At 63.7% G+C, this 23,262-nt stretch carries 23 protein-coding genes; 7 read left to right on the top strand and 16 right to left on the bottom strand.

Going from position 1 to position 23,262, the window contains the following annotated elements; all coding sequences use genetic code 11:
• Positions 1 to 42 precede the first annotated feature (42 nt).
• The 12 genes from ACR3EK_RS15865 to ACR3EK_RS15810 form a co-directional block, all read right to left on the bottom strand.
• Positions 43 to 1,041, bottom strand: coding sequence for a hypothetical protein (locus ACR3EK_RS15865; protein WP_480633868.1), 999 nt, complete (start codon positions 1,039 to 1,041; stop codon positions 43 to 45).
• A 73-nt stretch (positions 1,042 to 1,114) separates the two neighbouring features.
• Positions 1,115 to 1,567, bottom strand: coding sequence for an SRPBCC family protein (locus tag ACR3EK_RS15860; RefSeq protein WP_093963846.1), 453 nt, complete (start codon positions 1,565 to 1,567; stop codon positions 1,115 to 1,117).
• A 106-nt stretch (positions 1,568 to 1,673) separates the two neighbouring features.
• On the bottom strand, positions 1,674 to 2,486 hold the full coding sequence (locus ACR3EK_RS15855) for an XdhC family protein (protein ID WP_480633867.1): 813 nt from the start codon (positions 2,484 to 2,486) through the stop codon (positions 1,674 to 1,676).
• A 12-nt stretch (positions 2,487 to 2,498) separates the two neighbouring features.
• Positions 2,499 to 3,689, bottom strand: a complete 1,191-nt coding sequence (locus ACR3EK_RS15850; protein ID WP_480634041.1) for a vWA domain-containing protein — start codon at positions 3,687 to 3,689, stop codon at positions 2,499 to 2,501.
• Positions 3,689 to 4,489 (bottom strand): AAA family ATPase, encoded by an 801-nt coding sequence (locus tag ACR3EK_RS15845; protein ID WP_480634040.1) that lies wholly within the window; start codon positions 4,487 to 4,489, stop codon positions 3,689 to 3,691. The genes ACR3EK_RS15850 and ACR3EK_RS15845 overlap by 1 nt, the downstream gene beginning before the upstream one ends.
• A 168-nt stretch (positions 4,490 to 4,657) precedes the next feature.
• Positions 4,658 to 7,075 (bottom strand): aerobic carbon-monoxide dehydrogenase large subunit, encoded by a 2,418-nt coding sequence (locus ACR3EK_RS15840; RefSeq protein ID WP_480633866.1) that lies wholly within the window; start codon positions 7,073 to 7,075, stop codon positions 4,658 to 4,660.
• Positions 7,072 to 7,566, bottom strand: a complete 495-nt coding sequence (locus ACR3EK_RS15835) for a (2Fe-2S)-binding protein (RefSeq protein ID WP_480633865.1) — start codon at positions 7,564 to 7,566, stop codon at positions 7,072 to 7,074. The genes ACR3EK_RS15840 and ACR3EK_RS15835 overlap by 4 nt, the downstream gene beginning before the upstream one ends.
• Positions 7,567 to 7,580: 14 nt before the next feature.
• Entirely contained in the window at positions 7,581 to 8,414 is an 834-nt protein-coding gene (locus ACR3EK_RS15830) for an FAD binding domain-containing protein (protein ID WP_170361031.1), read from the bottom strand.
• Between the two features lie 133 nt (positions 8,415 to 8,547).
• Complete coding sequence (locus ACR3EK_RS15825) at positions 8,548 to 9,624, bottom strand: MHYT domain-containing protein (RefSeq protein WP_480634039.1); 1,077 nt, start codon at positions 9,622 to 9,624, stop codon at positions 8,548 to 8,550.
• Positions 9,625 to 9,765: 141 nt separating this feature from the next.
• The gene (locus tag ACR3EK_RS15820; RefSeq protein WP_170361033.1) at positions 9,766 to 11,304 is read right to left on the bottom strand and encodes a tripartite tricarboxylate transporter permease; all 1,539 of its coding nucleotides are present in this window, start codon (positions 11,302 to 11,304) and stop codon (positions 9,766 to 9,768) included.
• Between the two features lie 9 nt (positions 11,305 to 11,313).
• Positions 11,314 to 11,745, bottom strand: coding sequence for a tripartite tricarboxylate transporter TctB family protein (locus ACR3EK_RS15815; RefSeq protein WP_170340610.1), 432 nt, complete (start codon positions 11,743 to 11,745; stop codon positions 11,314 to 11,316).
• A gap of 78 nt (positions 11,746 to 11,823) precedes the next feature.
• A complete protein-coding gene (locus ACR3EK_RS15810) occupies positions 11,824 to 12,792 on the bottom strand; it encodes a Bug family tripartite tricarboxylate transporter substrate binding protein (protein ID WP_480633864.1) in 969 nt (322 codons plus the stop codon).
• A 157-nt stretch (positions 12,793 to 12,949) separates the two neighbouring features.
• Between ACR3EK_RS15810 and ACR3EK_RS15805 the strand changes: the two genes are divergently transcribed.
• Genes ACR3EK_RS15805 through ACR3EK_RS15795 form a run of 3 tightly spaced genes read left to right on the top strand, consistent with a single transcriptional unit; the run spans position 12,950 to position 16,048 of the window.
• Positions 12,950 to 13,621 (top strand): response regulator transcription factor, encoded by a 672-nt coding sequence (locus tag ACR3EK_RS15805; RefSeq protein ID WP_170340612.1) that lies wholly within the window; start codon positions 12,950 to 12,952, stop codon positions 13,619 to 13,621.
• Positions 13,614 to 15,011: a sensor histidine kinase N-terminal domain-containing protein gene (locus ACR3EK_RS15800; RefSeq protein ID WP_480633863.1), complete on the top strand. Its 1,398-nt coding sequence runs from the start codon at positions 13,614 to 13,616 to the stop codon at positions 15,009 to 15,011. Before ACR3EK_RS15805 ends, ACR3EK_RS15800 begins: the two co-directional genes overlap by 8 nt.
• Positions 15,008 to 16,048, top strand: coding sequence for an ABC transporter substrate-binding protein (locus ACR3EK_RS15795; protein ID WP_480633862.1), 1,041 nt, complete (start codon positions 15,008 to 15,010; stop codon positions 16,046 to 16,048). Before ACR3EK_RS15800 ends, ACR3EK_RS15795 begins: the two co-directional genes overlap by 4 nt.
• Here ACR3EK_RS15795 and ACR3EK_RS15790 read toward each other — a convergent pair.
• The 3 genes from ACR3EK_RS15790 to ACR3EK_RS15780 are packed head-to-tail and all read right to left on the bottom strand — an operon-like array spanning position 16,045 to position 19,758.
• The gene (locus tag ACR3EK_RS15790) at positions 16,045 to 17,553 is read right to left on the bottom strand and encodes a heme biosynthesis protein HemY (RefSeq protein WP_170510682.1); all 1,509 of its coding nucleotides are present in this window, start codon (positions 17,551 to 17,553) and stop codon (positions 16,045 to 16,047) included. The genes ACR3EK_RS15795 and ACR3EK_RS15790 overlap by 4 nt on opposite strands.
• A gap of 10 nt (positions 17,554 to 17,563) precedes the next feature.
• Positions 17,564 to 18,913: a COG4223 family protein gene (locus ACR3EK_RS15785; RefSeq protein ID WP_480633861.1), complete on the bottom strand. Its 1,350-nt coding sequence runs from the start codon at positions 18,911 to 18,913 to the stop codon at positions 17,564 to 17,566.
• Between the two features lie 53 nt (positions 18,914 to 18,966).
• The gene (locus ACR3EK_RS15780) at positions 18,967 to 19,758 is read right to left on the bottom strand and encodes a uroporphyrinogen-III synthase (protein ID WP_254439103.1); all 792 of its coding nucleotides are present in this window, start codon (positions 19,756 to 19,758) and stop codon (positions 18,967 to 18,969) included.
• Positions 19,759 to 19,777: 19 nt separating this feature from the next.
• On the opposite strand from ACR3EK_RS15780, the gene tsaD reads away from it, so the two are divergent.
• The 4 genes from tsaD to ACR3EK_RS15760 are packed head-to-tail and all read left to right on the top strand — an operon-like array spanning position 19,778 to position 22,527.
• Positions 19,778 to 20,875 (top strand): tRNA (adenosine(37)-N6)-threonylcarbamoyltransferase complex transferase subunit TsaD, encoded by a 1,098-nt coding sequence (tsaD, locus tag ACR3EK_RS15775; protein ID WP_480634038.1) that lies wholly within the window; start codon positions 19,778 to 19,780, stop codon positions 20,873 to 20,875.
• On the top strand, positions 20,872 to 21,834 hold the full coding sequence (locus ACR3EK_RS15770) for an NAD(P)H-dependent glycerol-3-phosphate dehydrogenase (RefSeq protein WP_480633860.1): 963 nt from the start codon (positions 20,872 to 20,874) through the stop codon (positions 21,832 to 21,834). The genes tsaD and ACR3EK_RS15770 overlap by 4 nt, the downstream gene beginning before the upstream one ends.
• Before the next feature lies 1 nt (position 21,835).
• Entirely contained in the window at positions 21,836 to 22,105 is a 270-nt protein-coding gene (locus tag ACR3EK_RS15765; RefSeq protein ID WP_170364310.1) for a YciI family protein, read from the top strand.
• Positions 22,105 to 22,527: an EVE domain-containing protein gene (locus ACR3EK_RS15760; RefSeq protein WP_170440106.1), complete on the top strand. Its 423-nt coding sequence runs from the start codon at positions 22,105 to 22,107 to the stop codon at positions 22,525 to 22,527. Before ACR3EK_RS15765 ends, ACR3EK_RS15760 begins: the two co-directional genes overlap by 1 nt.
• A gap of 216 nt (positions 22,528 to 22,743) precedes the next feature.
• Here the strand turns inward: ACR3EK_RS15760 and ACR3EK_RS15755 are convergent, their stop codons facing one another.
• Positions 22,744 to 23,085 carry a DUF2853 family protein gene (locus tag ACR3EK_RS15755; protein WP_480633859.1) on the bottom strand — a complete coding sequence of 114 codons (342 nt, stop codon included), beginning with the start codon at positions 23,083 to 23,085 and terminating at the stop codon, positions 22,744 to 22,746.
• Positions 23,086 to 23,262 lie beyond the last annotated feature (177 nt).

Here is a 23,262-nt window from a genome sequence, read left to right as displayed (position 1 = left end):
TTTGACGACCGCGCAAACCACCCTCGAACGGGTGGTCGGCTCTCATTCCGTCTTCTGCAATTCCTCCATCTCGCGGCGACGGATCTTTGCCTGAGACCGCACCCGCTTGATGAATTGCTGGGGAAGGTCCGGTCCGCGCAGCGCCGCGTAGGCCTCGCTGGTCGGGTCGCCGATCAGGTCGGCGTATTTGACCCATGTGCAGAAGGCGAAGACATCGCGCAGGCTCACATGCTCACGGGTGTTGCTGTCCCGGGCCTGTGCCGGAAGCTTGATCGACCTGAAATAGGCCTTTTCGATAGCGGGCCATTGCGGATCGGGAACGAACTCGGGCGCGTCATCGGTTTCCGGAAATTTGAATGCTGGATACTTCTGCCCGTATTCCGAACATCCGTGCGAGATCTTGCTGCTGATTCCTTCAATCCCATGCTTGGCCTGAAGATCGCGGAACGCGTGCAGGCAGGCGCGCACGTCATCAACGGTGTCGCAATAGATATAGGCCTTGTACGGGAATTTGATCCCGTCGCGCAGCTCAATCATGCATTTGCGGGCATTGTCATTGGGTAGATCCAGCTTAAGCAGCAGGGCATAGGTCTGGAACATCGCACGCAGGTCATGCGGCAAAATCTGCACTTTGTAGCAGTCGTTGCACAACGCCGGGATGGCGCCGGTCTCTTTGAAGAAGTCCAGAAAAACGCCGCAATAGGCGTTCTGCCCGCGTACCTTGAGGACTCGCCCGGAAAAGACCTGCCCGATCGGCACCGCTTGCGAAACTCCGCGGCTTCGCAATGCAGCCAACCATGCGCGGTACTGTTTGACCATGTGCTCGGGCTCAAAAAGATCCGCCTGCCAATCGGCGCCCAGCGAGGTAACGATGTCCGCTTGTGCCGCAGAAAAACGCCCAGCCGAACCCGGAGCCTTGGGCGCATGTTCCAGCCGTGTGACCAGCTGACGAATCGACTTGAGGTCACCGGGCTTCATCGCCAGCCAATTCTCAAGTTCGGCAATTTTCGAGGTGGGGGGCACCACTGTCTCCTGCTGCATCAGCACCAAACACTATGCAGGTGCATACCCCCCTCACGCAATTCGTCAACCGGAACGGCGCCGGGCGCCTGCCTCAGGCAGCGGTTTGCGCGGCAACGACCTCGCCGAACCGGGTGAAGAACTTGCCCGAGAGCTTCTTGGCCGTCCCGGCGATCAGACGACTGCCCAACTGGGCGATCTTGCCCCCGACATCAACCTTGGCGGTATAGGTCAGAACGGTCTCGTCACCATCCTCGGTCAGCGTTACGTCCGCACCACCCTTGGCAAAGCCTGCGGCTCCGCCCTTGCCCTCGCCCACCAGCGAAAACCCGTCGGGGGCGTTGGTCTGGTCCAGTGTCACCTCGCCAGCGAACCGCGCTTTCACCGGACCGATTTTCAGCACCACCTTGGCCTCAAGCTCGTTGGGGGCGGTCTGGGTCAGCTCTTCGCAGCCGGGGATGCACTCACGCAGAACCTCGGGATCGTTCAGCGCGCGATAAACCGCGTCCCGGGGGGCCGCAATGCGAATTTCGTCAGTCAGTTCCATTGGGTATTCCTCTGCTCAGCAACATCTGGGAAAGACGCGCAGCGCCTGTTCCGCGGCATCCTCGGGGGTTTGGGCGGGTCGGGGCGGCCATAGCCGCGCCACCCAGCTACGCAAGTTTTTCATCATGAGTTGTCTCCTCGGCAGTGTCCGCATTTCGCCAGCGCACGATCTCGGCCAGGATCGACAAGGCGATTTCGTGCGGATCAATGGCCCCGATATCCAAGCCGGCAGGCGACTTCAGGCGCGCAACCTTCTCGGTGTCCATACCCTGCAATACCAACCTGTCCGTCAGAACCTTCGCCTTGCGCTGGCTGGCCACCATCGACACCCGCCTTGCCGGCGTACCGAGCGCCGAGGCCAACGCTGCCCTGTCGTTCCGGCCTTGCGAGGCGACGACGACAAAATCGCGGGGCTCAACCCCCAACGCATCCACGTCGTCTGGGTCGAAACATGATTGCGCAGCCGCGTCGCTGGTCTCAAACGAAACGAATACGCGCAACCCGGCCAATGCCGCATGGTCCGCCAGCGCATGGGCAATCGGGGTGTCGCCAAAGATCACCAGGCGGGGCGCGTGTTGATAGGGTTCGACCAGCAGATCGACCGTACCGCCGGATGGGCAACCACTCTTGAAGGTCTGAACGCCATCCGGATCGGTCATTGCCACCACCTTGTCCGAGGGTTTCACGCGGATCATCCGCGACGCACCGCTGGCCAGCGCTTCCTGTGCCGAGGCGCGCACCGCCCGCTGGACACAGGCTCCACCCAGATGGCCAAGGATCCTCCCGTCCCGGGTGATCGCCGCCTTGGCGCCCGCCTTGGCCGAGGTCGCATCTGCCGTCCGCACCACCGTTGCGACGCAGAACGCTTCGCCGCTGCTGCGCAACTGGTCAATCGTGTCGAAAATGTCGAAACCAGGCATGGTCGGTTCCTCTCACAACTTTTGAAACTCGGGCTCCAACGCGGCCAGCGCGTCGAGCGTATTTGCCGGAAGGTGCGCATCCAGATGGGGCAAGGCGGCCTGCATGGCGGCGGCGACGGGCTGATAGTTCTCCCAACCTTTCAGAGGGTTCAGCCAGACGATCCGGCGCGCCTTGCGCCGGATCCTCGCCAAAGCCGCACCCAGCGCCTGCGGGTCAGAGCTGCAATAGCCATCCGAAAGGATCAGCACGATGGTGCGCCCATTCAGCGCTCGCGCGCCGTATCCGTCCAGAAATCCTTCGAGACTGCCGGAGATGTCCGTGCCGCCGCCAAAACCTTCGGCCATCAGCGACAACCGGCCAGCGGCGCGCAGTGTGTCGTGGTCCCGCAACGCATCGGTGACCCGCATCAACCGCGTGTGAAACAGATAGGCATCCGCATCCGTTCCGCTGGCCACAAGGCCCTTGAGAAAGGCCAGAAATACACGCGAATAGACGGTCATGGACCCGCTGACATCACACAGCGCGACGATCCGCATCGGGCGTGGTGGTCGGGCACGGCGAAACAGCTCCAAAGGCTCGCCCCCGCGCGCAAGGCTCGCCCGCTGGATGCGACGCATGTCCAGCGCCGGACCCCGCCGCGCCTGTTTGCGCCTGCGCGAACGTCGATCCCGGATCGCCCGCGCCAGGGCGAGGGCCGCGGCTTCGGCCCGGCGCAGGGATTGCTCGTCCATCAACTCGCGCAGATCCCGGCGCGACAGGTTGTCGGTCCGGGTTGCGATCAGCTTCCCGTCCATTCCTTCGGCCTGTCCATCCCCGGAACCCGGAGTGCTGGCATCCTGCGCATCGGGGGAAGCGTCAGCGGAGTCTCCGCGATCTTCGGTCTGCCAGATCATCGGATTGGCCGACTGGACCCTGACATGGGTGTTCTGTGCGACACCGCTCCGCTGCTTGCCCGCGTTGAACCAATAGGCATTGAACAAATCGTCAAAGCGCCGGCAATCCTCGGCATCCCCGGACATCAGGGCACACAAGGCATCCCGCGCCTGCCCGACATCGGTGGCCTCGACCGAGGCCAGTGCGGCCAGCGCATCTCCGGTCTCACGCGGTCCGACCCGCAAACCGTTCCCGCGCAGATGCGCCACGAATCCCGCCATCCGGTCAGCCAATCCGTTCGCCCGCGCTGGAAACCGTGTCACCTGCATCACGCGACCTTTCCGATCAGGCGATCCATCACCTCGGGTGGAACGGCATCGTAATCCGCAGCGGTCTTCAGCAGACAAACCAGTGTGGCCTGTACGGCCTCGGGTGATTGGGACAGATCGTTGACGCCAAGACCCGACAGGGCCGCGGCCCAATCCAGCATCTCGGCAATGCCGGGTGTCTTTTCCAGATCTTCCTTGCGCAGGTTCTGAACCACTCCGATGATCTGGCGCGCCAACAGCCCTTCGACTTCGGGCATCCGTGCCCGCAGGATGGCCATTTCGGTCTCGCCAGACGGATAGTTCAAAAAGCTGTACAGACACCGCCGCCGCAGCGCATCCGAAAGATCGCGCGTACCGTTCGCGGTCAGAATGACGATGGGTCGCGTTTTGGCGGAAATCGTCCCCAGTTCCGGGATCGTGATCTGAAAGTCCGACAGGATTTCAAGCAGGTAGGCCTCAAATTCTTCATCGGCCCGGTCAATCTCATCGATCAGCAGAACGGGCGGATCATCGGCGCTGATCGCCTCCAGCAACGGCCGCTTCAGCAGATAGTCGTCGGAAAACAGCTGGGCCTCGCTGGTTCCGCCGCGCGCCTCGGAGGCTCGGATGGCCAGCAGCTGCCGCTGGTAGTTCCACTCATAGATCGCGTGACTGGCGTCCAACCCTTCGTAACACTGCAAGCGGATCAAACGGGCGTCTCGCCACGCCGCCAGCGCCTTGGCCACTTCGGTCTTGCCGACGCCGGCCGGACCCTCCAGCAGCAGCGGTCGTCCTAGGTTCTGGGCCAAATGCAACGCCATCGCCAACCGGTCGTCGGCAACATAGCCCTGCTGGGCCAAACCGTTCTGAACGTCACTCAGTGTCACACCAGGGTCCAATCTTCGTTTGACCAAAATATCCCGAGGGGGTTGGAGGGGGTCAGCGCCCCCTCCGTTCGGTCGGACCGGGCCTCGCCGGTCCGAAACCGACTACCCGTGCATCCCCAAACCGTTGGCGATCTTCCAGATCCGCCAATGGTCATGCGGCATGTGGCTCTGAACCAGGCCAAACGGTCGGAACGCATCATGCACCGCATTCGAGAACGCCGGCACGCCACCCACATTCGGGCTTTCGCCGACACCCTTCGCGCCGATCGGATGATGCGGCGAGGGGGTCACCGTGTGATCAGTGGTGTAGTTGGGCGTCTCCCATGCCGTGGGCAGGAAGAAGTCCATCAGGGTGCCAGTCTTCACATTGCCCATCTCATCATAGGCGATTTCCTGACCCATCGCGATGGCCAGCGCCTCGGTCACGCCACCATGGACCTGCCCTTCGATGATCATAGGGTTGATCCGGGTTCCGCAATCGTCCAGCGCGTAGAACTGCCGAACGTCCCATTCGCCGGTATCCACGTCGATCTCCATGACACAGATATAGGCACCGAAGGGGTAGGTCATGTTTGGCGGGTCATAGTAGCTGACAGCCTCCAGACCCGGCTCCAACCCCGGGATTGCCTGATTGTAGGCAGCGAAGGCGATTTCCTTCATGGTCTTGAGCCGCTCTGGCGCGCCTTTGACTGAGAACCGGTCCACGTCCCATTCAACGTCGTCGTCATGCACCTCCAGCAAGTAGGCTGCGATCATCTGCGCCTTGGCGCGGATTTTGCGGGCGGCCATCGCCGTTGCCGCACCGGCCACAGGTGTCGACCGAGACCCATAGGTCCCAAGCCCATAAGGCGCGGTGTCGGTGTCCCCTTCCTCCAACGTGATGTCGTCGGCTGGAAGACCGATCTCGCTGGCGATGATCTGGGCAAAGGTCGTGGCATGACCCTGACCCTGAGAGATCGTCCCCAGCCGCGCGATGGCTGACCCGGTCGGGTGGATGCGGATTTCGCAGCTGTCGAACATCCCCAAGCCCAGAATATCGCAGTTCTTCACAGGCCCTGCCCCGACGATTTCGGTAAAATGCGTCAGACCAATCCCCAGAAGCTTCCGCGTCTTGCCGGCCTTGAAGTCCTCGACCCGCTGTGCCTGTTCGGCACGCAGATCCTCGTATCCAACCGCAGCCAGCGCCTTGTCCCAGGCGGTGTGGTAATCGCCCGAGTCATATTCCCATCCCAGCGCGGACTGATAGGGGAACTGGTCGGCCTTGATGAAATTGATCCGGCGCAGCTCGGCCGCGTCCATGTTCAACTTGATGGCCAGAACCTCGATCATCCGCTCGATGAAATAGGCGGCCTCGGTCACGCGGAAGGAACAGCGATAGGCCACACCCCCCGGAGCCTTATTGGTGTAGACGCCGTCCACGGCCAGATAGGCGGTCGGGATGTCGTAGGACCCGGTGCAGATGTTCATGAACCCGGCCGGGAACTTGGTCGGGTCGGCGCAGGCGTCGAACCCACCGTGGTCCGCGGTTGTATGACACCACAGGCCCGTGATCTTGCCGTCTTTGGTGGCGGCGATCTTGCCCTGCATCCAGTAGTCGCGGGCAAAGGCGGTGGACATCAGGTTTTCCATCCGGTTCTCGACCCATTTCACCGGCTGACCGGTGACGATCGAGGCCACGACCGAACAGACATAACCAGCATAAGCGCCCACCTTGTTGCCGAAACCGCCGCCGATATCGGGGCTGATCACCCGGATATTGTGCTCGGCCAGGCCCGAAATCAGGGACACGACGGTGCGGATCGCATGCGGCGCCTGAAAGGTGCCGTACAGCGTCAGCTTGCCGGTCACCTTGTCCATGCTGGCCACGCAGCCGCAGGTCTCAAGCGGGCAGGGGTGTGTCCGGTGGTAATAGACCATCTCCTCGGCCACCACATCGGCTTCGGCCAGAACGGCTTCGGTCGCGTCCTTGTCGCCCTGTTCCCAGGTGAAGATGTGGTTGTGATGCTTGCGCGGCCCGTGGGCGCCTTCGGTCTGACCTTCCAGATCTTCACGCAGCACCACGTCAGATTTCAGCGCCTCGAACGGGTCGGTCAGAACCGGCAGTTCCTCGTATTCGACTTCGACCAGTTCGACGGCATCCGCGGCGACATAGCGGTCTTCTGCAACCACATAGGCCACCTCCTGGCCCTGGAACAGGACCTTGCCGTCGGCCAGCACCATCTGCTTGTCGCCGGCAAGCGTGGGCATCCAGTGCAGACCCAGCGGCGCCAAGTCCTCGGCCGTCAGAACGGCCACGACACCTGGCACGGCCAGAGCGGCCTCTTTGTTGACACTGACAACGCGGGCATGGGCATAGGGTGAACGGACAAAGGCACCGAACAGCATTCCGTCCAGCTTGATGTCATCAACGTAGTTGCCCTTGCCTTGGGTAAAGCGCACGTCCTCGACGCGTTTGCGCGAGCTGCCCATCCCCTTGAGGTTTGCGGCGCGTTCTTCGGGGGTCATGGTCTGGTCGTTCATTCCGCGGCCTCCTTCTGCGCGTTCAGCATGTCAGCCGAGGCCGAGATCGCCTTGACGATGTTCTGGTACCCGGTGCAGCGGCAGAGATTGCCGGCCATGCCAAAGCGGATTTCTTCTTCGGTCGGGTTGGGGTTTTCCTGCAGCAGGCGATGCGCGCGGGTGATCATACCCGGCGTGCAGAAACCGCACTGCAGCCCGTGATGCTCGCGGAACATTTCCTGCAACACACCAAGGCTGCCGTCGTCATTGGTCAGCCCTTCGACGGTGGTGATATCGGCCCGGTTCACCTGCGCCACGAAGGTCGTGCAGGATTTGACGGATTTGCCATCAATATCCACGGTGCAGGCTCCGCAGTGGCTGGTTTCGCAACCGATATGCGGGCCGGTGATTTTCAGATCCTCCCGCAGGAAGTGGATCAGCAACGTGCGCGGCTCGGCCAGGCCCTCGACCTGCTTGCCGTTCACGGTGAGTTTGATATGCATCTTCGACATCTGTGTTCCTCCCCTCAGCCCGCGCGGCTCTGCGCACGGTCGATGGCGCGGCGCAGCATCACGGCGGCCACGTGTTTCTTGAATTCGACGGGGCCGCGGTTGTCGGCCACCGGGTCGATCGCCTCGAGCATCGCGGCCACGCAGCCGTCGACATCGCCCGAAGCCAGTGCCGCGCTGGCCGCGTCAGACCAGACGGGCGTGTCGGACAGGTTGGTCATCGCCACCGATGCCTGACCGTTGCCAACCATCACTGCGGCAGCCGCGGTTGCGTAGTCGCCGATCTTGCGTTTCTGCTTTTCATAGGCCTGCCCGACACCGGGGCCGGGAACAGGGATGGAAATCCGTGTCAGGATCTCCTCGTCCTCGCGGGCGGTAAAATAGGCCGCCTCGTAGAAATCGCGGGCCGGGACGTTGCGGGTGCCGTCTGGGCCGGACAGTTCGAACGACGCGTTCAGGCACTGCATCAGACCCGGCATGTCATTGCCCGGATCCCCGTTGGCCACGTTCCCGCCGACCGTACCCATGTATCGCACCTGCGGATCCGCGATCTGCAGCGCCGCTTCGCGGATCAGCGGGATCGCGTCGGCCAGACCGTCGTGGGTGATCAACTCGTGCTGCGTGACCATCGCGCCCAGGGTCACAGTATCGGACCCGACCTCAATGCCTTTGAGTTCCTCGATGGCCTGCAGGTCGACCAGATGGCCCATCTCGGCCATGCGCAGCTTCATCATCGGGATCAGGCTGTGCCCGCCTGCGATCACGCGCGCTTCGTCCCCGTGTTCCTGCAGAATGCCGATGGCCGAGGCGATGTCGCCTGGCCGGTGATACTCGAAACCGGCTGGTATCATGTTTTCCTCCCTTGGCCCGTTCACGTCGGGGCCTTGAGATTAAGCAAAGTCCTGAGGGCGTGCGCAGGCTATCGCGCAGGAACGGGGGGCGCGGGTTGTTTCACGAAATGCGAATGGGCTGCACGAGTTGCGATCAGAGGCCCAGCGCCTCGCGGATGTCCGTCAGGCGGGATCGGCTGACCGGCACCTTGCTGAGCGCATCGACCTGGTCGAAATAACAGGTGCCGTTGTCCTTGTGCCGCTCAAACCGGGAAACGTGTCGGGGGTTCACAAGGTAACTTCGGTGGGCCCGCAAAAAGCCGTCTGGTTTCAGGCGGGTTTCGGCCTCGGTGATCGACCAAGGGCAGAACAGTTTCTCGGCGCCCATGTACAAAACGGTGTAGTGCCCCTCGGCCCGAATGGCGGCGACGCGCGCTGGTTCGGTGAAAAAGGTCTGGCCCTCGCGCTCGAACGGGACGCCGGCGCGCAGAGCCGGTTCCGGCTGCGGCGCTTCGACCGCCGGCTCGGGCCCGATAAAGGTGATCCCGGTCAGCAGAAATGCCCCGCAAATCAGGAACACCGCAACGGTCACCCCCATCGCAAGAACCTGATTGTTCAAAGCCGGGCCCGCGCCACCTGCGTTGTCACTGGCGGTAAAATCGGTCAGGCCCGTGGCGACGAAGTGCATGGTGAACACGGCCAGGCCGAAACAGACGGTGCCCAGCAGGATATTGCGCTGGGTGCGATTGTCGTAGGCAACCCAGATCGCCAGCACTGACAGCAACACCGAAGCCACGGTCGCGATCGCAACGTCCGATGCGGTGTAGACGGGGCGGCACAGCTCCATCCCGGCCATGCCGATATAGTGCATCACCACGATACCAAGACCCACGATCACACCCGCGCCGACAATCGTGCCCTGGCTACGCGCGCGAAAATGCAACAGCAGCAGCGCCAGCCCGACCATCAGAATGGCAACCAGGGCCGAGATCAGAGTGATCAACGCGTCATAGTAAAACAGGATCGGCAGTTGCAGGCCCAGCATGGCCACGAAATGCATCGACCAGATGCCGCCGCCCAGAATGACCGCAGCCAGGGCGACGACGAACTTCCGCCTCTGGTCATCCAGCTTTGAAGCACCATGCGTCAGATACAGGCCGGTGAAACCGGCCATGAGTGCGACGGCCAACGAGGCCGCTACGAGCCAAGCGTTATGCGAGTAATCCAGCATTTCGGTTTGCACGCCCTCCCCGACGCGAGAGTGACGTTAGCAAAGCGAAGTGTCTGGGACAATCGGCAGGCGGACCCTGCAGGTCACGGGCCGGAAAACGATCCGCCGCCCGACCATTTCGGCGGGCGGCGGACAGGCAGATCAATCGCTGATCGCGCCTTCTTCGTCACGACGCTGGTGCATCTTGGCCTTGACCCGGGCGCCCACGATCAGGGGCAGGACAAAGCCGATGATCGCGATCGCCCACAACCCGATGGACAGCGGGCTGTCGATCAGGGTCCACCAGTTGCCATTGTCGATGGTCACGGCGCGACGCAGGTTGTTCTCCATCGCGTTGCCCAGCAGGGTACCCAGAATGATCGGCACCAGCGGCACGTCCAGCTTGCGCAGGACCCAGCCCATCACGCCGAACCCGATCATCACCAGCAGGTCAAAGCTGGACCCGGAAATGCCGTAGATGCCGACAAAGCTGACCATGGCCACGATCGGCATCAGGATGCGCGACGGGATCATCAGCACGCGGGTGAACAGGCCCACCATTGGGATGTTCATGGCCAGCAGCATGAAGTTGGCGATGAACAGCGCCGCGATCAGGCCCCAAACCACATCCGGATTCTGGGTGAACAACAGCGGCCCGGGCGTGATGTTCAGCGCCAGCAACACCGCCAGCAGTACCGCCGTGGTACCCGACCCCGGAACGCCCAGCGCCAGCATCGGTACCAATGCGCCTCCGGCGGCGGCGTTGTTGCCAGCCTCGGGCGCGGCCACGCCGCGCGGATCACCGGTGCCAAAGGTGTTTTTCTTGTCCACCAGCCGCTTTTCCATCGAGTACGAAATGAACGACCCCAGTGATGCCCCGGCCCCGGGAAGAACCCCGGCGATGAAGCCCAGGAACGAGGTGCGCAGCATCGTCGGCGTGCAGCTCTTGATCATCGACATCGGAGGGTAGAGCTTGCCGATTTTCAGCTTGCTGCCCTCGGCGTCAGACCCGCCATGCCGGTGTTCGAGGAAAATGAATACCTCGGACAGGGCAAACAGCCCGACGATGGCCACCAGGAAATCGATCCCGTCGTACAGATGCACTTCGCCATAGGTAAAGCGCGGCACGCCCGTTTGGGTATCAACGCCGATGGTCGCCAGTCCAAGCCCCAGCGCGGCGGCAAAAGCCGATTTGGCCTGGTTGGTCGACGACACACCGCCCAGCGTCATGAACGCCAGCGCAAAAAGGGCAAAATATTCGGCCGGGCCGAACAGCAGTGCCACTTTGACCAGCTGAGGCGCCAGCAGGATCAGACCCCAGGTCGCCAGGAACGCGCCGACAAACGAGGCGATACCCGACAGCGAAAGAGCCTCACCCGCCAGGCCTTTTTTGGCCATGGGATGCCCATCCAGACAGGTCATCATCGCAGGCTCGTCGCCGGGGATGTTCAGCAGGATCGACGAGATCCGCCCCCCGTACATCGCCCCGTAATAGACACTGGTCAGCAGGATCAGCGACGGTGTCGCGCCCAGCCCCAGCGTGAAGGCCAGCGGGATCAGGATGGCCACGCCGTTCGACGGGCCCAGGCCCGGCAGCGCGCCCATGACCGTGCCCAGAAAACAGCCCAGAAGGGCCAACATCAGGTTCTGCCAAGTCAGCGCGATGGCGAACCCATCGGCCAAGGATGCAAAAGTTTCCATGATCGCCCCCTAGAAACCCAGCGGCCCTTTGGCCAGCGACAGGCCCAGAACCAGGTGGAAAATGACGTAGATGCCAACCGAGGTACCCACGCCGACCAGAACGCTTTCGATCGGGCCGGACCCCAATCGCCAGGCCAGGTAGGCCGCGGCAAAGGCCGTTGCGATGACGAAGCCCAGCTCGGGCAGCAATTCGGCATACAGGATCATGACCACCACCGCGGCGGCGATCTCGACCAGACGGCCAAGGGCCGGCCACTCCGGCTCGGCGTCCGGGCGCAGGGCGATCACCGCGCTGGACACGCCCAGAATGGCGGCGATGATCAAAGGAAAGGCCTTGGGCCCAACGGCATCGGACAGAAAGCTTTCTTCGATCGCCAGCGCGGATATCGCGAAACCAATGGCAAGAAGAAGTCCGACAACCCCGAAGATGCGGTCACTCATCGGTGTCTCCTGTTGTTCGGGAAAAAAGAGTGCGGGCGCCACGCTGTCGCGGCACCCGCCTGCACGTGAGTGGTGAGGTTACTTGATGATCCCGATCTCTTTCGAGATGGTCTGGATCTGACCGACGGACTCGGCAACGAAGTTCTGGAAGTCCTCGCCCTGCAGGTCCAGCGGAGCCAGACCGTTGGCGGCCATCACTTCTTTCCACTCGTCCGACGCATACAGGTCACCGATTTTTGCGACCCAGTCGTTGTAGGCCTCGTCCGACATGCCGCCCGGAGCGTAGAAACCGCGCCAGTTGGCGCCGATGGCATCCACACCCTGTTCCTTGGCGGTCGGGAAGTCAGCGAATTCACCGGGCAGACGCTCGGGCGCCAGAACCGCGATCACTTTGATGTCGCCGGAATCCACGAAACCCTTGGCTTCGGAAATGTCACCGGTAAAGGCCTGGACCGAGCCGGCCAGCAGCTGGGTCACCGCCTCGCCACCGCCGTCAAAGGCGATGTACTTGACCGAGCGGACATCGTCGATGCCATAGGCGTTGGCCGCGATCAGCACCTTCAGGTGGTCCCAGCCGCCCACGGCCGAACCGCCAGCAACCGAAACCGAAGCCGGGTCGGCTTTGATCTGGTCCAGCAGCTCGGGCAGGGTGTTGACGGAGCTGTCGGCAGCCACGGCGATCACGCCATAGTCGGCGCCGATCGCGGCCAGCCAGCGGACCTGATCCATGGTGTTGCCCGGATAGGCGCCCTGGGCCAGACGGGTTGCGGTTGCGGCACTTGCGGCGACAATCAGGTTGTTGTCGTCATTGCGCTTGTTCACCACCTCGGCAAAGGCCACGCCACCGCCGCCACCGGCCAGGTTCACGACCTGCATGGTCTGGTCGATCAGGCCCAGATCCTGCAGCGACTTGCCCACCTGACGGCAGGTAAAGTCCCAACCACCACCGGGGTTTGCAGGTGCAATACATTCCTGAGCGCTGGCGGCAAAGCCGGTCAGGGCGAATACGGCAGCGGCTACGACGCCGCCGGTTCCAAACAGTTTCATTTGGTTCTCCTCCTAGTGTCTTCTTGGCCTGCTGTTACGCAGACGAAACCGGTCCCTGCAGTGAGTCGGACGCGCAGCCCTTCCTTGCAGGTTGATTTTCTTTAACGAATAATGCTGTCACGAACCTGTCATGTTGCGACGGGCGTTCGGGGGGACAATGCGCGTATTGATGATCGAGGATGCCGAGGATCTGGCCGAGGGCGTCGTGGCCCATCTGGGCCGGTCCGGTGTCGTATGCGATCTGGCGACCTCGGTCGAGGCCGCGCGCGATTTCCGCGCGGTCCAGGGCTATGACGCGATCCTGCTGGACATCAACCTGCCCGACGGGTCGGGCCTGGGCTTTCTGGACGAAATCCGTGGCGGGGGCGACCGCATTCCGGTCTTGATGCTGACCGCGCTGACTGCGGTCGAGGACCGGGTCGCCGCGCTGGATAAAGGGGCCGACGATTATCTGGGCAAACCCTTCGACCAGCGCGAGCTCGAGGCGCGGTTGCGCGCGCTGGTGCGCCGAGATGCCGACCGCAAAAGCGAGCAGATCACGCTGGGCCCGCTGGTCTATGCCCCCAAAGACCGCAGCGCCACGCTGGGCGGCAAACGCCTGAACCTGACCGCGCGCGAGGCCGCCGTGCTGGACGCCTTGATCCGGCACGAAGGGCAGTTCCTGTCCAAGGCGCGGCTGTACGACTCGCTTTACGGGTTCGAGGATGCCGATGTGGGCGTGAACGCGATCGAGCTGTATATCGCCCGGCTGCGCAAGAAATTCTCGGGCAGCGGTGTGACCATCACAACCCAGCGCGGGGTCGGGTACCGGATCGGCCTGCATGGTTAGGCCGCCCCTGCCCCACAGCCTGACCGCCCGGGTGCTGAGCGCGGTGATGCTGATCCTTGTTCTGGGCGGCGTGCTGGTCGGCCTGTCGATCTGGGCCAACGGCCGGTTGGCGGCCCGTCAGGCCTATGACCGGCTGCTGTTGGGCGCGGCCAGCGACATCGCCGAATCCGTGCGCATCCAGGACGGCCAGCCCATCGTCGACCTGCCGGTTTCGGCCTTTGAACTGCTGGCACAGGCCCCGGATGACCGGATCTACTACGCGGTGCGCGGGCCCGACGGGCGCTTCATCACCGGGCTGGACCCGGACACGGTGATCGCGCCCCCGCAACCCTTCAGCCAGTCGGCCCAATATTTCGCGGCAGACCTGAACGGGGAGCCGGCCCGGTTCGTCCGTTTGCCCCGCCTGTTCGCCGAGCGCGACTTTTCCGGCGAGGTCGAAATCGTGGTCGGGCAGACCTTGCTGGCGCGGCGCGCGATGACCGCCGGGCTGATGCTGGATGCTCTGCTGCCGATGGCGGTGGCGGGCGCGTTGCTGCTGATCATGTCCTGGTTCGTCACCCGTTCTGCGCTGCGCCCGCTCGAGGCTATGTCAGATGACCTGATCCGCCGTGACCCCTATGACCTGACGCCCGTGGCCAGCGACGGGCTGCCGCGCGAATTGCAGGTCATGATCGCGGCGATGAACCGGTTCATGGGGCGGCTGGACCGGCAGGTTCTGTCGATGCGCAACCTGATCGCCGACACCGCGCATCAGTTGCGCACCCCGGTCGCGGCGATCCGGGTGCAGGCCGAAATCGCGCAGGCGGATCCGGATGCCCCAGCTCGCCACCGCGCGCTGGACCGGCTGCTGAACCGTACGCGGTCGCTCGGGACACTTCTGGATCAGCTCCTGTCGCGCGCGATGGTCATCCACCGCATCGACAGCGCCCCGCGCCTGCCGGTCGATCTGCGCGAAGTGGCGCTCGAGGCGCTGGAGCAGAGCGACCACGAGGTGATCGCCCCCGGCGTCGAGGTGCATCTGAAAATCGGGGAAAACCCGGTCTGGGTGCGGGGCGATGCGTTTTCGCTGGGCGAGGCCACCAAGAACCTGCTGGGCAACGCGCTGCGTCACGGCAAGGCCCCGGTCAGCATCGGCGCCAGCCTGGAGGGTGGCCGCGCCGTTCTGTGGGTGCGCGACAGCGGTCCGGGGCCGGAAACGTCGGTCTCTGCCCGGCTGGGCGACCGGTTCAACCGCAACGCAGGCTCGGGCGAGGACAGCAGCGGGCTGGGTCTGTCGATCGTCAAATCCACCGCCGAAGCCTTTGACGGCACCGTCGAGATGACCCGCACCGATGACGGGTTTCGCGTATCGCTGAACTTTCCGGCCGCCACCGAAGGAACAGGCGCATGATACGGTTTCTGATCCCGCTGGCCCTGTGCCTGCTGACGTTGGGTACCCGCACCGCGGCGCAGGAAGCAGTTACCGAATTCGGCACCGGGCCCACCCCCCTGCTTGTGCGCTCGACCACGGATATCGGCATTATCCGCCCGGTGATGGAACAGTTCGCGGCGCAGAACCCAGACCTGACCATCACCTATGAACAATGGGGCTCGAACGCGCTGTTCCAGCACAGCAAGACGGCCTGCAAGACCGGTCACAGCCCGGCCGATGCGGTGTTTTCCTCGGCCGTTCAGCAGATGGTCTGGTTGGTCAATGCCGCCTGCGCCCACCGCTACAGCTCGGCCCAGACGCAGGCGCTGCCCCCGGCCCGGCGCTGGCGGGACGAGCTGTGGGGGATCACCACCGAACCCGCGGTCATCGTCTACAACAAGGATCGTCTGGACGATCTGGAGGTGCCGCGCAGCCGCTTTGCCCTTCTGGACGCGATGCGCACCCGCCCCGACCTGCTGCGCGGCCGGGTGGCGACCTACGACATCGCGGCCTCGGGGCTGGGGTATCTGTTTGCCTATGGCGACAGTCTCGAGGCGACCACCTTCGGGTCACTGATCGAAGGTTTCGCGCGCATAGATGCCATCGCCACCTGTTGTTCCGCCGAGATCATTCGCGACGTTGCCGAGGGCCGGTTCCTGATCGCCTACAACGTGCTTGGCTCATATGTCGCGAATGCCCAGGACCCCGCAGTTGGGGTGATCTTGCCTGAGGACTACACCCTCGTCCTGTCCCGCGCCTTTCTGATCCCGAAGAATGCAGGCAACAGCGCCGCCGCAGCCCGTTTGCTGGATTTCCTGCTTTCTGCCCAAGCGCAGGACTTGCTCGCAACCTCGGGGCTTGTATCCCGGATGGATTCGGCCGAGACCGGACTGACGCCCAGCGCACGACGGTTCATCCCCTTGTCGCCCGCCCTTCTGGTGGCCAGCGACCCGAACCGCCGGGCAGAGTTGTTCAAACTGTGGAACGACGCGTTTGACGTCGAAACCGCCCGCTAGGCCGGTTTCGGTCCGGCGTCTTCGGTCTCTGGCTCTTCGGGGGCCTGATCGGCCATGCTGGCATCGACAATCTCAGGCTCGGGGATATCCTCGATCTCGGCGTCCTCGGCCATATCCGAGCGGTCTTCCAACGCCCCCACGATCAGAGGCAGCATGTGAACACCCGTCGCCGTGGCGATCTCAGGGGTTTTGGGGGTCTGCCAGCTGAGCGTGTCAAAGCTGTGACAGTTGGGGCAGACCGGCGCCCATTCAGCCTGGATGTCATGGCAGTTGTCGCAAACCCATTGCGGCCCGCGCGGCGCATTCAACGCTTTGGCCAGCCAGCCCTGAACCACCGCGTCCGAGGCTCCTTCGCCGCGCTCGATGGCGGCCATCAGGGTATAGGCTCGGGCATCGGCACCTTTCTCGACCACATCTCCAAGCGCCCGGCGGGCCTCGGGAAAGTCTTCAGCGACGATGTTCAGCTCGGCCAAAATCAGGCGGGTTTCCAGATGCTCGGGATGGATGCGCGTCAATGCCGTAAAGCGCTTGACCCGTTCCTCGGCGGTTTCGTCGGGCACGATCTCGGCAAAGGCATGGGCCAGATCCGGATGCGGCTGCGCCTCCCATGCTTTTTTGAGAATCTTTGTCGCGGCGCGCGGCTTGCCCTTGGCGATGTAAGCGCGTGCGGCCATGGCTGCCGCCGGCACCAGGTCGGGTGAGAGGCGGTTCGCCTCGATCGCGCGCTCCTGCTGTTCGACACTGGCGGTTTCGTCCAGAATTCCCTTGGCCTCGGACAGGGCCAGAACTGCGTCGCGTCGCTTGTACACATCACGCGGCAGCGCGCCGGACTTCAACTTGGCGGTCAGGGTCGACCGTGCGCCGGCCCAGTCCTGCGCCTTGGTCTGCAGTTTCAGAAGCACATCCTGCGTTTCCTGATGCCGCGGCTTCAGCGCCAGTGCTTTTTCGGCGAGTTTGCGCGCGGTTTCATCGTCGCCCTCGGCCAACTTCTGTTTCATGATTCCGCGCACGCCGACGAAACGTGTGGCCTGATCCGTCACCAGTTTCTTGTAGGTTTCCGAGGCCTTCTTGGTGTCACCGACCATTTCGGCCGCCTGGGCCACCAGAAGGTTCGTCAGTTCCGGCTTGTTCAGCAGCCGTTCGGCCTTGTGCGCCATCGTCATGGCCGTCCGCCCCTCGCCCGAGGCCAGCGCCATCAACCCGTCAGCCAGCGCCTGATAGCCCCGTTTCTCGCGGCTGCGGTCGAAATAGCGCGAAAGGGCAGTTTCATCACCGTTGAGGAATTTCAGGGTCGCAATCAGCAGGTTGAGCAGCTTGAAGAACAGCCAAACCGCCAGAACCAGCAGGCCCAGCGCGATCACCGACTGCAGCGGGCTGAGCGTGACTTCGGTTCCCATCGCGGTGATCTGGATGCCGCCGCTGGTTTCCATCAGAACGCCTGCCCCCATGGCCAGAAGGCCGACGATCGCGACAAAAACCAGGATCTTCAACAATGACCAGAGCATGGCAGGCCCCTCAGTTCGAGTTCACGCTTGTCACAAGCGCATTGGCGGCTTCGACCGCGGATTGGCGGGTTTTGGCAGCCGCGGTCCATTCGGCCATTGCTGGCTGCGCCGCTTCCGGAATCGCGCCCAGCTCGGTCAAGGCCGTGCTGATGTCACCTTTGCCCAACGCGGCCTCTGCTCGTGACAGGATGGCGTCGGGATCATTGCCATCTTTTGGCGAAACGGACCGGGCGCCGGTCTGCCGCTGAAGAAAGGCGACAAGGCCCGTTCCCTTGTCGGCTTCGCGCGCATCTGCCAGCGCAGTTCGGGCGGCAGGCGCAAAACTCTCGCGCAGATCCGTCAGTGTCGGCACACCTTCGCCGGCCGGAGTGGACAGGGCGTCCGGCACCTGCACGCCGCCGGTCTGCAACTGGGCCACCAGATCGGCATAGGGTGCGCCGGCATCCAATTGACCCTGAATCTTGGACAGCGCGGCCAGGTTCTCTGCCGCCTGTGCCCGGGCTTGGGCCTGCGCGTCCAGGGTTTGCGCTTCGGCGACCATCTTTTCGACTTCGGCACGCTGGGCGGCCAGCGACTCCTGCAGCTTCTTCAGCTCGGCCTCGACGGCCGCAACGGTTTCGGGCGAGGCGGCGTCGGTCAACGGACGTGCCTCAAGCTGTGCGACGCGTTGCGCCAAGGGGTCGAGCTTGCCGGACAGATCGTCGACATTGGATTTGAGCGCGCCAAGATCGCTTTCGATCGGTGTCAGCTTGGCGCTCAGCGCCGCGATTTCAGCGGACGGGTCGGGAACTCCAGACAATTGCTTGCTCAGGTCAGCCAGTTGCTGAGCCTGGTCGGACACCTTGGTCTCAAGCGCTGCAATCGCCTCGGACGGATCGGACCCCGCCGGCCAAAGCAGATCGCTGCGTCCGGCGGCGAACCCCAGCGCCGCCGCGATGACGCCACCGATCAGCGCCGGCATGAACCCGCTTCGCTTGGCCTCAGGTTGCTGATCGGTTGCCGTAGCCCGTTCGGCTTCGGCTTCGGCTTCGGCTTCGGCTTCGGCTTCGGCTTCGGCTTCGGCTTCGGCTTCGGCTTCGGCTTCGGCTTCGGCTTCGGCTTCGGCTTCGGCTTCGGCTTCGGCTTCGGCTTCGGCTTCGGCTTCGGCTTCGGCTTCGGCTTCGGCTTCGGCTTCGGCTTCGGCTTCGGCTTCGGCTTCGGCTTCGGCTTCGGCTTCGGCTTCGGCTTCGGAAGGGCTTTGTTCAACCCGATCTTCCGGGTCAAGCGTGTAGGCGTCAGTCTTGGCGTCGACCGCTTCGGGCACCTCATCGACCTTGGGGTCGTCGGCCGGTTTCTGGTCTGTGTCTTTCTTGGCAGCCACCGTCACTTCCCCCTGTCGATTCCCATAAAACCTGACGCGCAGACGCGTCCAAGTTAATCCGCGCCCATCGCACCCTCAAGCCGGATCGCGTATTTAACGAGTTTTTTCACGGCTTTCCGCATTTTCTTGGGCGTCGGGCGTTTGGCAATCCGCAAACAGGCAATCGCCAAGTTTTCAAGGGGCTCGGCGGTCGGTCCGCTCATCGCGGCGACCAAAAGCGGCGCCGGTCCGGGCCAAAGGTCGGCAAATTGTCGCGCGGTCCGCGGCGAGAACAAGGGCGCAATCACCGGGGCCGAACCAGCCGCAGCCGCCCGGGCCTCGGGCGTCAAAGGCAGCAAATGCTGGCGATAGACCGGCTGTTCCCGCACGGTCAGGCCCAGTTCGGTCAGCCGGGCCGCGATGTTTCCCCGGCTGTGTTCGCCGCGCAGATGCAGCAGCGGGCTGTCCGGGCGCTCTTTGAGCAGTTTGGCGACCAGTTCCTCGGCGGTTTCGCCGGCCATTCGGGCCTCCCACCCGGCCTGGCGGGCCGTTTCGGTGGTGGCCGGCCCCACGCAATAGGCGGGTAGATCCCGGCGCACATCCTGCGCCGCGGCGGCCGCCACGCCATTGGCCGAGGTGAAGATCAGGCCCCGAATTCCAGTCGTGTCCACCGCCTGTTCCATCGGTCGGATATCCAGCAGCGGGGAATAGACCACCTGAACCCGCGACCGCAAACGTTCGGGCAGCTGCGCCACGAACCTTTCCGAGGCGGCGCGGGGGCGGGTCATCAACAGGTACACGGGCGGGCGTTCGGGCCTTGAGGATTGTTTGCTGCGGCGCGGGGTGATACCCCGCGACCAGATCATGATGCAATGGTTCAGGCAGATGGTGCAAACACTTACCGTTCTGGGATTGGAAAGCAGCTGTGATGACACGGCGGCGGCCGTGGTGCGCCAGTCCGGCGGGCAACGGGCTGAGGTTCTGTCTTCGGTCGTGCATGGCCAGACGGAGCTGCACAGTGCCTTTGGCGGCGTGGTGCCCGAGATCGCGGCGCGCGCGCATGCCGAAAAGCTGGATGTCTGCGTGCAGCAGGCGTTGGAGCAGGCGGGCCTGACTCTGCAGGATATAGACGCCGTGGCCGTGACCGCCGGGCCGGGACTGATCGGCGGGGTCATGTCCGGCGTGATGTGCGCCAAGGGGATCAGCGCGGCCACCGGTCTGCCGCTGATCGGCGTCAACCACCTGGCCGGCCACGCGCTGACCCCGCGGCTGACGGACGGGATCGCCTTTCCCTACCTGATGCTGCTGGTGTCCGGCGGGCATTGCCAATACCTGATCGCCCACGGCCCCGAGCAGTTCACCCGGCTGGGCGGCACCATCGACGACGCCCCGGGCGAGGCCTTCGACAAGACCGCGCGTCTGCTGGGCCTGCCCCAGCCCGGCGGCCCCTCTGTCGAGGCCGAGGCGCGCGATGGCGATCCCAAACGTTTTCGCTTTCCGCGGCCGCTGCTGGACCGGCCCGGATGCGATCTGTCCTTTTCCGGGCTCAAGACCGCCTTGATGCGGATGCGCGACCAGATCGTGGCCGACAAGGGCGGGCTGACGCGTCAGGACCGCGCCGATCTGTGCGCCGGGTTCCAACAGGCGGTCGTGGATACGCTGGCCGAAAAGACCCGCCGCGCCATCGCCCTGTATCTTGAAACCAACCCGGCCGAGCCGGTCATCGCCGTGGCCGGGGGCGTCGCGGCCAACACAGCCATTCGGACCGCGTTAGAGTCTGTTTGCGCGGATGCGGGCGCACGGTTTACCGCCCCGCCGCTGCACCTGTGCACCGACAATGCGGCGATGATTGCCTATGCCGGGTTGGAGCGGTTCCGGCTGGGCGCGCGTGACGGGCTGGACCTGACCGCCCGGCCGCGCTGGCCGCTGGATCAAACCAGCCCGGCCATGCTGGGCGGCGGGCGCAAGGGGGCCAAGGCATGAACGTCTCGGTCCTTGGATCGGGCGCCTTCGGCACCGCGCTGGCGATTTCGCTGGCGGGCAAGGGTCCGGTCACCTTGTGGGCCCGGTCGGGCGAGCAGGCGCAGACGATGCAGGCGACCCGCCGCAATGACACCCGTCTGCCGGGTGTCACCCTGCCCGACGCCATCACGGTGACAGCTGAAATCACCCTGGCCTGTCAAAGCGACGTGTTGTTGCTGGCCGTGCCCATGCAAAAACTGCGCGATGTCCTGTCGGACTATGCAGCGGACCTGCAGGGTCGCACCCTCGTGGCCTGCTGCAAAGGCATCGAACTGTCCACCGGTCTGGGTCCGATTGCCGTGATCGAACAGGTGCTGCCCGGTGCACGCACTGCCTTGCTGACCGGGCCCAGCTTTGCCGACGACATCGCCCGCGGGTTGCCTACGGCGCTGACACTGGCCTGCGGCGACGCGGACCTGGGCACCCGGCTGCAACAGTCGCTGACCACCGCCAACCTGCGGCTCTACCGGACCACCGACGTGACCGGGGCCGAACTGGGCGGCGCACTGAAGAACGTGATGGCCATCGCCTGCGGGGCCTGCATCGGCGCGGGTCTGGGGGACAGCGCCCGCGCGGCCCTGATGACGCGCGGCTTTGCCGAGATGCAGCGCTTTGCCGCGATGCGCGGCGCCCGGCCCGAAACCCTGATGGGCCTGTCGGGTCTGGGCGATCTGGTCCTGACCTGCTCGTCCGACCTGTCGCGCAACTTCCGGTTCGGCCTGTCGCTGGGCCGCAGCGAGTCCTTTGACGCCGCGACCACCGTCGAAGGCGTGGCCACGGCAAATGCCATGGCCGCCATCGCCGCGACCGAGGCGCTGGACATGCCCATATGCCAGACGGTGGCGCAGCTCAGCCGTGGCGCCTACAGTGTTGCCGAGGCTTTGCAATCCCTGCTCAATCGCCCACTCAAGGAGGAATGACATGCTTATCGCCCTGATCGCCCGCGACAAGGACGGCGCCCTGCAGACCCGGCTGGACAACCGCGCCGCGCACCTGGCCTATATCGAAGAAACCGGCGTGGTCGCACAGGCCGGGCCGTTGCTGGACGGCGATGCCATGATCGGGTCGCTGGTCATCCTGGATGTCGAGGACCTGGCCGCCGCACAGGCCTGGGCCGACAACGATCCCTACGCCAAGGCCGGTCTGTTCAAATCGGTCGAACTGATCCCGTGGAAGAAGGTCATCGGCTGATGGCTTATTGGCTGTTCAAATCCGAACCCTCGACCTGGAGCTGGGACCAGCAGGTCGCCAAGAGCGACGCGGGCGAGGAATGGGACGGGGTGCGCAACTATCAGGCCCGCAATTTCATGCGGCAGATGAAGCTGGGCGACCGGGGGTTTTTCTATCATTCTCAGAAGGACAAGGCGATCGTCGGCATCGTCGAGGTCTGCGCCGAGGCTCACCCCGACAGCACCACCGACGACGACCGGTGGGACTGCGTGGACATCAAGGCGGTGCGCCCCTTCGCCAAACCGGTCACGCTGGACCAGATCAAGGCTGATCCGAGGCTGGCCGACATGGTGCTGGTGAAAAACTCGCGCCTGTCGGTGCAGCCCGTCTCGGATGCTGAATGGGCGGTGATCTGCGAATTGGGCCAGACCGAACCGGATTGAAAAAAGGGAAGGCCCTGACGATGCAGAACCTTCCCTACCCCGCGTGCTCCCTACTCACCACACGCAAAGAAATCTCTGGTTCTGACCGTCCTGGTCACGGGTTGAACGTACCCCAGAACACGGCGGTTTTTCAAACATGAAATCAATAGATTATGATTCAAATGCAAAACGCCCGCCGAACCAGTCGGGCGGGCGTTTCCGAATGTCGCGGTGGAATCAGCCGTAGACCGACTCTTTGCCGAAATGCTTGGTCAGCATGTAATAGACCACTGCACGGTATTTGTTGCGCTCGGACATGCCATAGGTCTCCATGACCTTGTTGATCGCTGCCATCAGCTCGGGGCCATCCGACAGGCCCAGTTTCTTGATCAGGAAGTTGTTCTTGACGGTCTCCAGCTCACCTTCCTGGCTGGCGGCGACGGTCGCGGCATCCGCGTCATAGATGGCCGGGCCGCATCCAATGGTAACCTTGGTCAGCAGGTCCATGTCCGGCGTCATACAGCATTTGTTCGTCAGATCATCCGCGTATTTGGCGATCAACTCGTCACGTTTTCCCATTGTCCTCTCCTGTGTGGGTTGGGTTCCGGCCTTTGCGGCGCTGGCTGAACGGTAACGGCTGACAGCTTTTCAACAAAGGGAAAAATCCTACGGTTTCCCCCCAAGGCAGGGATACGCGCACCTTCGGGTTGATCATTGTTTCAGTTTTATTTAACATTTTAGTTAATCATTGAGTCG

The sequence above is a fragment of the Ruegeria sp. BC8 genome, from assembly GCF_056535705.1.
The sequence above is the reverse complement of the archived record's forward strand: the minus strand, read 5'-3'. Positions and strand labels throughout refer to the sequence as shown.

Coding starts and splice junctions, on each gene's coding strand:
- ACR3EK_RS15760 (WP_170440106.1), top strand. CDS start 22,105: ATGGCTTATTGGCTGTTCAAATCCGAACCCTCGACCTGGAGCTGGGAC.
- ACR3EK_RS15860 (WP_093963846.1), bottom strand. CDS start 1,567: ATGGAACTGACTGACGAAATTCGCATTGCGGCCCCCCGGGACGCGGTT.
- ACR3EK_RS15770 (WP_480633860.1), top strand. CDS start 20,872: ATGAACGTCTCGGTCCTTGGATCGGGCGCCTTCGGCACCGCGCTGGCG.
- ACR3EK_RS15805 (WP_170340612.1), top strand. CDS start 12,950: ATGCGCGTATTGATGATCGAGGATGCCGAGGATCTGGCCGAGGGCGTC.
- ACR3EK_RS15800 (WP_480633863.1), top strand. CDS start 13,614: ATGGTTAGGCCGCCCCTGCCCCACAGCCTGACCGCCCGGGTGCTGAGC.
- ACR3EK_RS15830 (WP_170361031.1), bottom strand. CDS start 8,414: ATGATACCAGCCGGTTTCGAGTATCACCGGCCAGGCGACATCGCCTCG.
- tsaD (WP_480634038.1), top strand. CDS start 19,778: ATGGTGCAAACACTTACCGTTCTGGGATTGGAAAGCAGCTGTGATGAC.
- ACR3EK_RS15755 (WP_480633859.1), bottom strand. CDS start 23,085: ATGGGAAAACGTGACGAGTTGATCGCCAAATACGCGGATGATCTGACG.
- ACR3EK_RS15840 (WP_480633866.1), bottom strand. CDS start 7,075: ATGAACGACCAGACCATGACCCCCGAAGAACGCGCCGCAAACCTCAAG.
- ACR3EK_RS15845 (WP_480634040.1), bottom strand. CDS start 4,489: ATGGCGTTGCATTTGGCCCAGAACCTAGGACGACCGCTGCTGCTGGAG.
- ACR3EK_RS15765 (WP_170364310.1), top strand. CDS start 21,836: ATGCTTATCGCCCTGATCGCCCGCGACAAGGACGGCGCCCTGCAGACC.
- ACR3EK_RS15820 (WP_170361033.1), bottom strand. CDS start 11,304: ATGGAAACTTTTGCATCCTTGGCCGATGGGTTCGCCATCGCGCTGACT.
- ACR3EK_RS15780 (WP_254439103.1), bottom strand. CDS start 19,758: ATGATCTGGTCGCGGGGTATCACCCCGCGCCGCAGCAAACAATCCTCA.
- ACR3EK_RS15790 (WP_170510682.1), bottom strand. CDS start 17,553: ATGCTCTGGTCATTGTTGAAGATCCTGGTTTTTGTCGCGATCGTCGGC.
- ACR3EK_RS15825 (WP_480634039.1), bottom strand. CDS start 9,624: ATGCTGGATTACTCGCATAACGCTTGGCTCGTAGCGGCCTCGTTGGCC.
- ACR3EK_RS15810 (WP_480633864.1), bottom strand. CDS start 12,792: ATGAAACTGTTTGGAACCGGCGGCGTCGTAGCCGCTGCCGTATTCGCC.
- ACR3EK_RS15865 (WP_480633868.1), bottom strand. CDS start 1,041: ATGCAGCAGGAGACAGTGGTGCCCCCCACCTCGAAAATTGCCGAACTT.
- ACR3EK_RS15835 (WP_480633865.1), bottom strand. CDS start 7,566: ATGTCGAAGATGCATATCAAACTCACCGTGAACGGCAAGCAGGTCGAG.
- ACR3EK_RS15815 (WP_170340610.1), bottom strand. CDS start 11,745: ATGAGTGACCGCATCTTCGGGGTTGTCGGACTTCTTCTTGCCATTGGT.
- ACR3EK_RS15850 (WP_480634041.1), bottom strand. CDS start 3,689: ATGCAGGTGACACGGTTTCCAGCGCGGGCGAACGGATTGGCTGACCGG.
- ACR3EK_RS15855 (WP_480633867.1), bottom strand. CDS start 2,486: ATGCCTGGTTTCGACATTTTCGACACGATTGACCAGTTGCGCAGCAGC.
- ACR3EK_RS15795 (WP_480633862.1), top strand. CDS start 15,008: ATGATACGGTTTCTGATCCCGCTGGCCCTGTGCCTGCTGACGTTGGGT.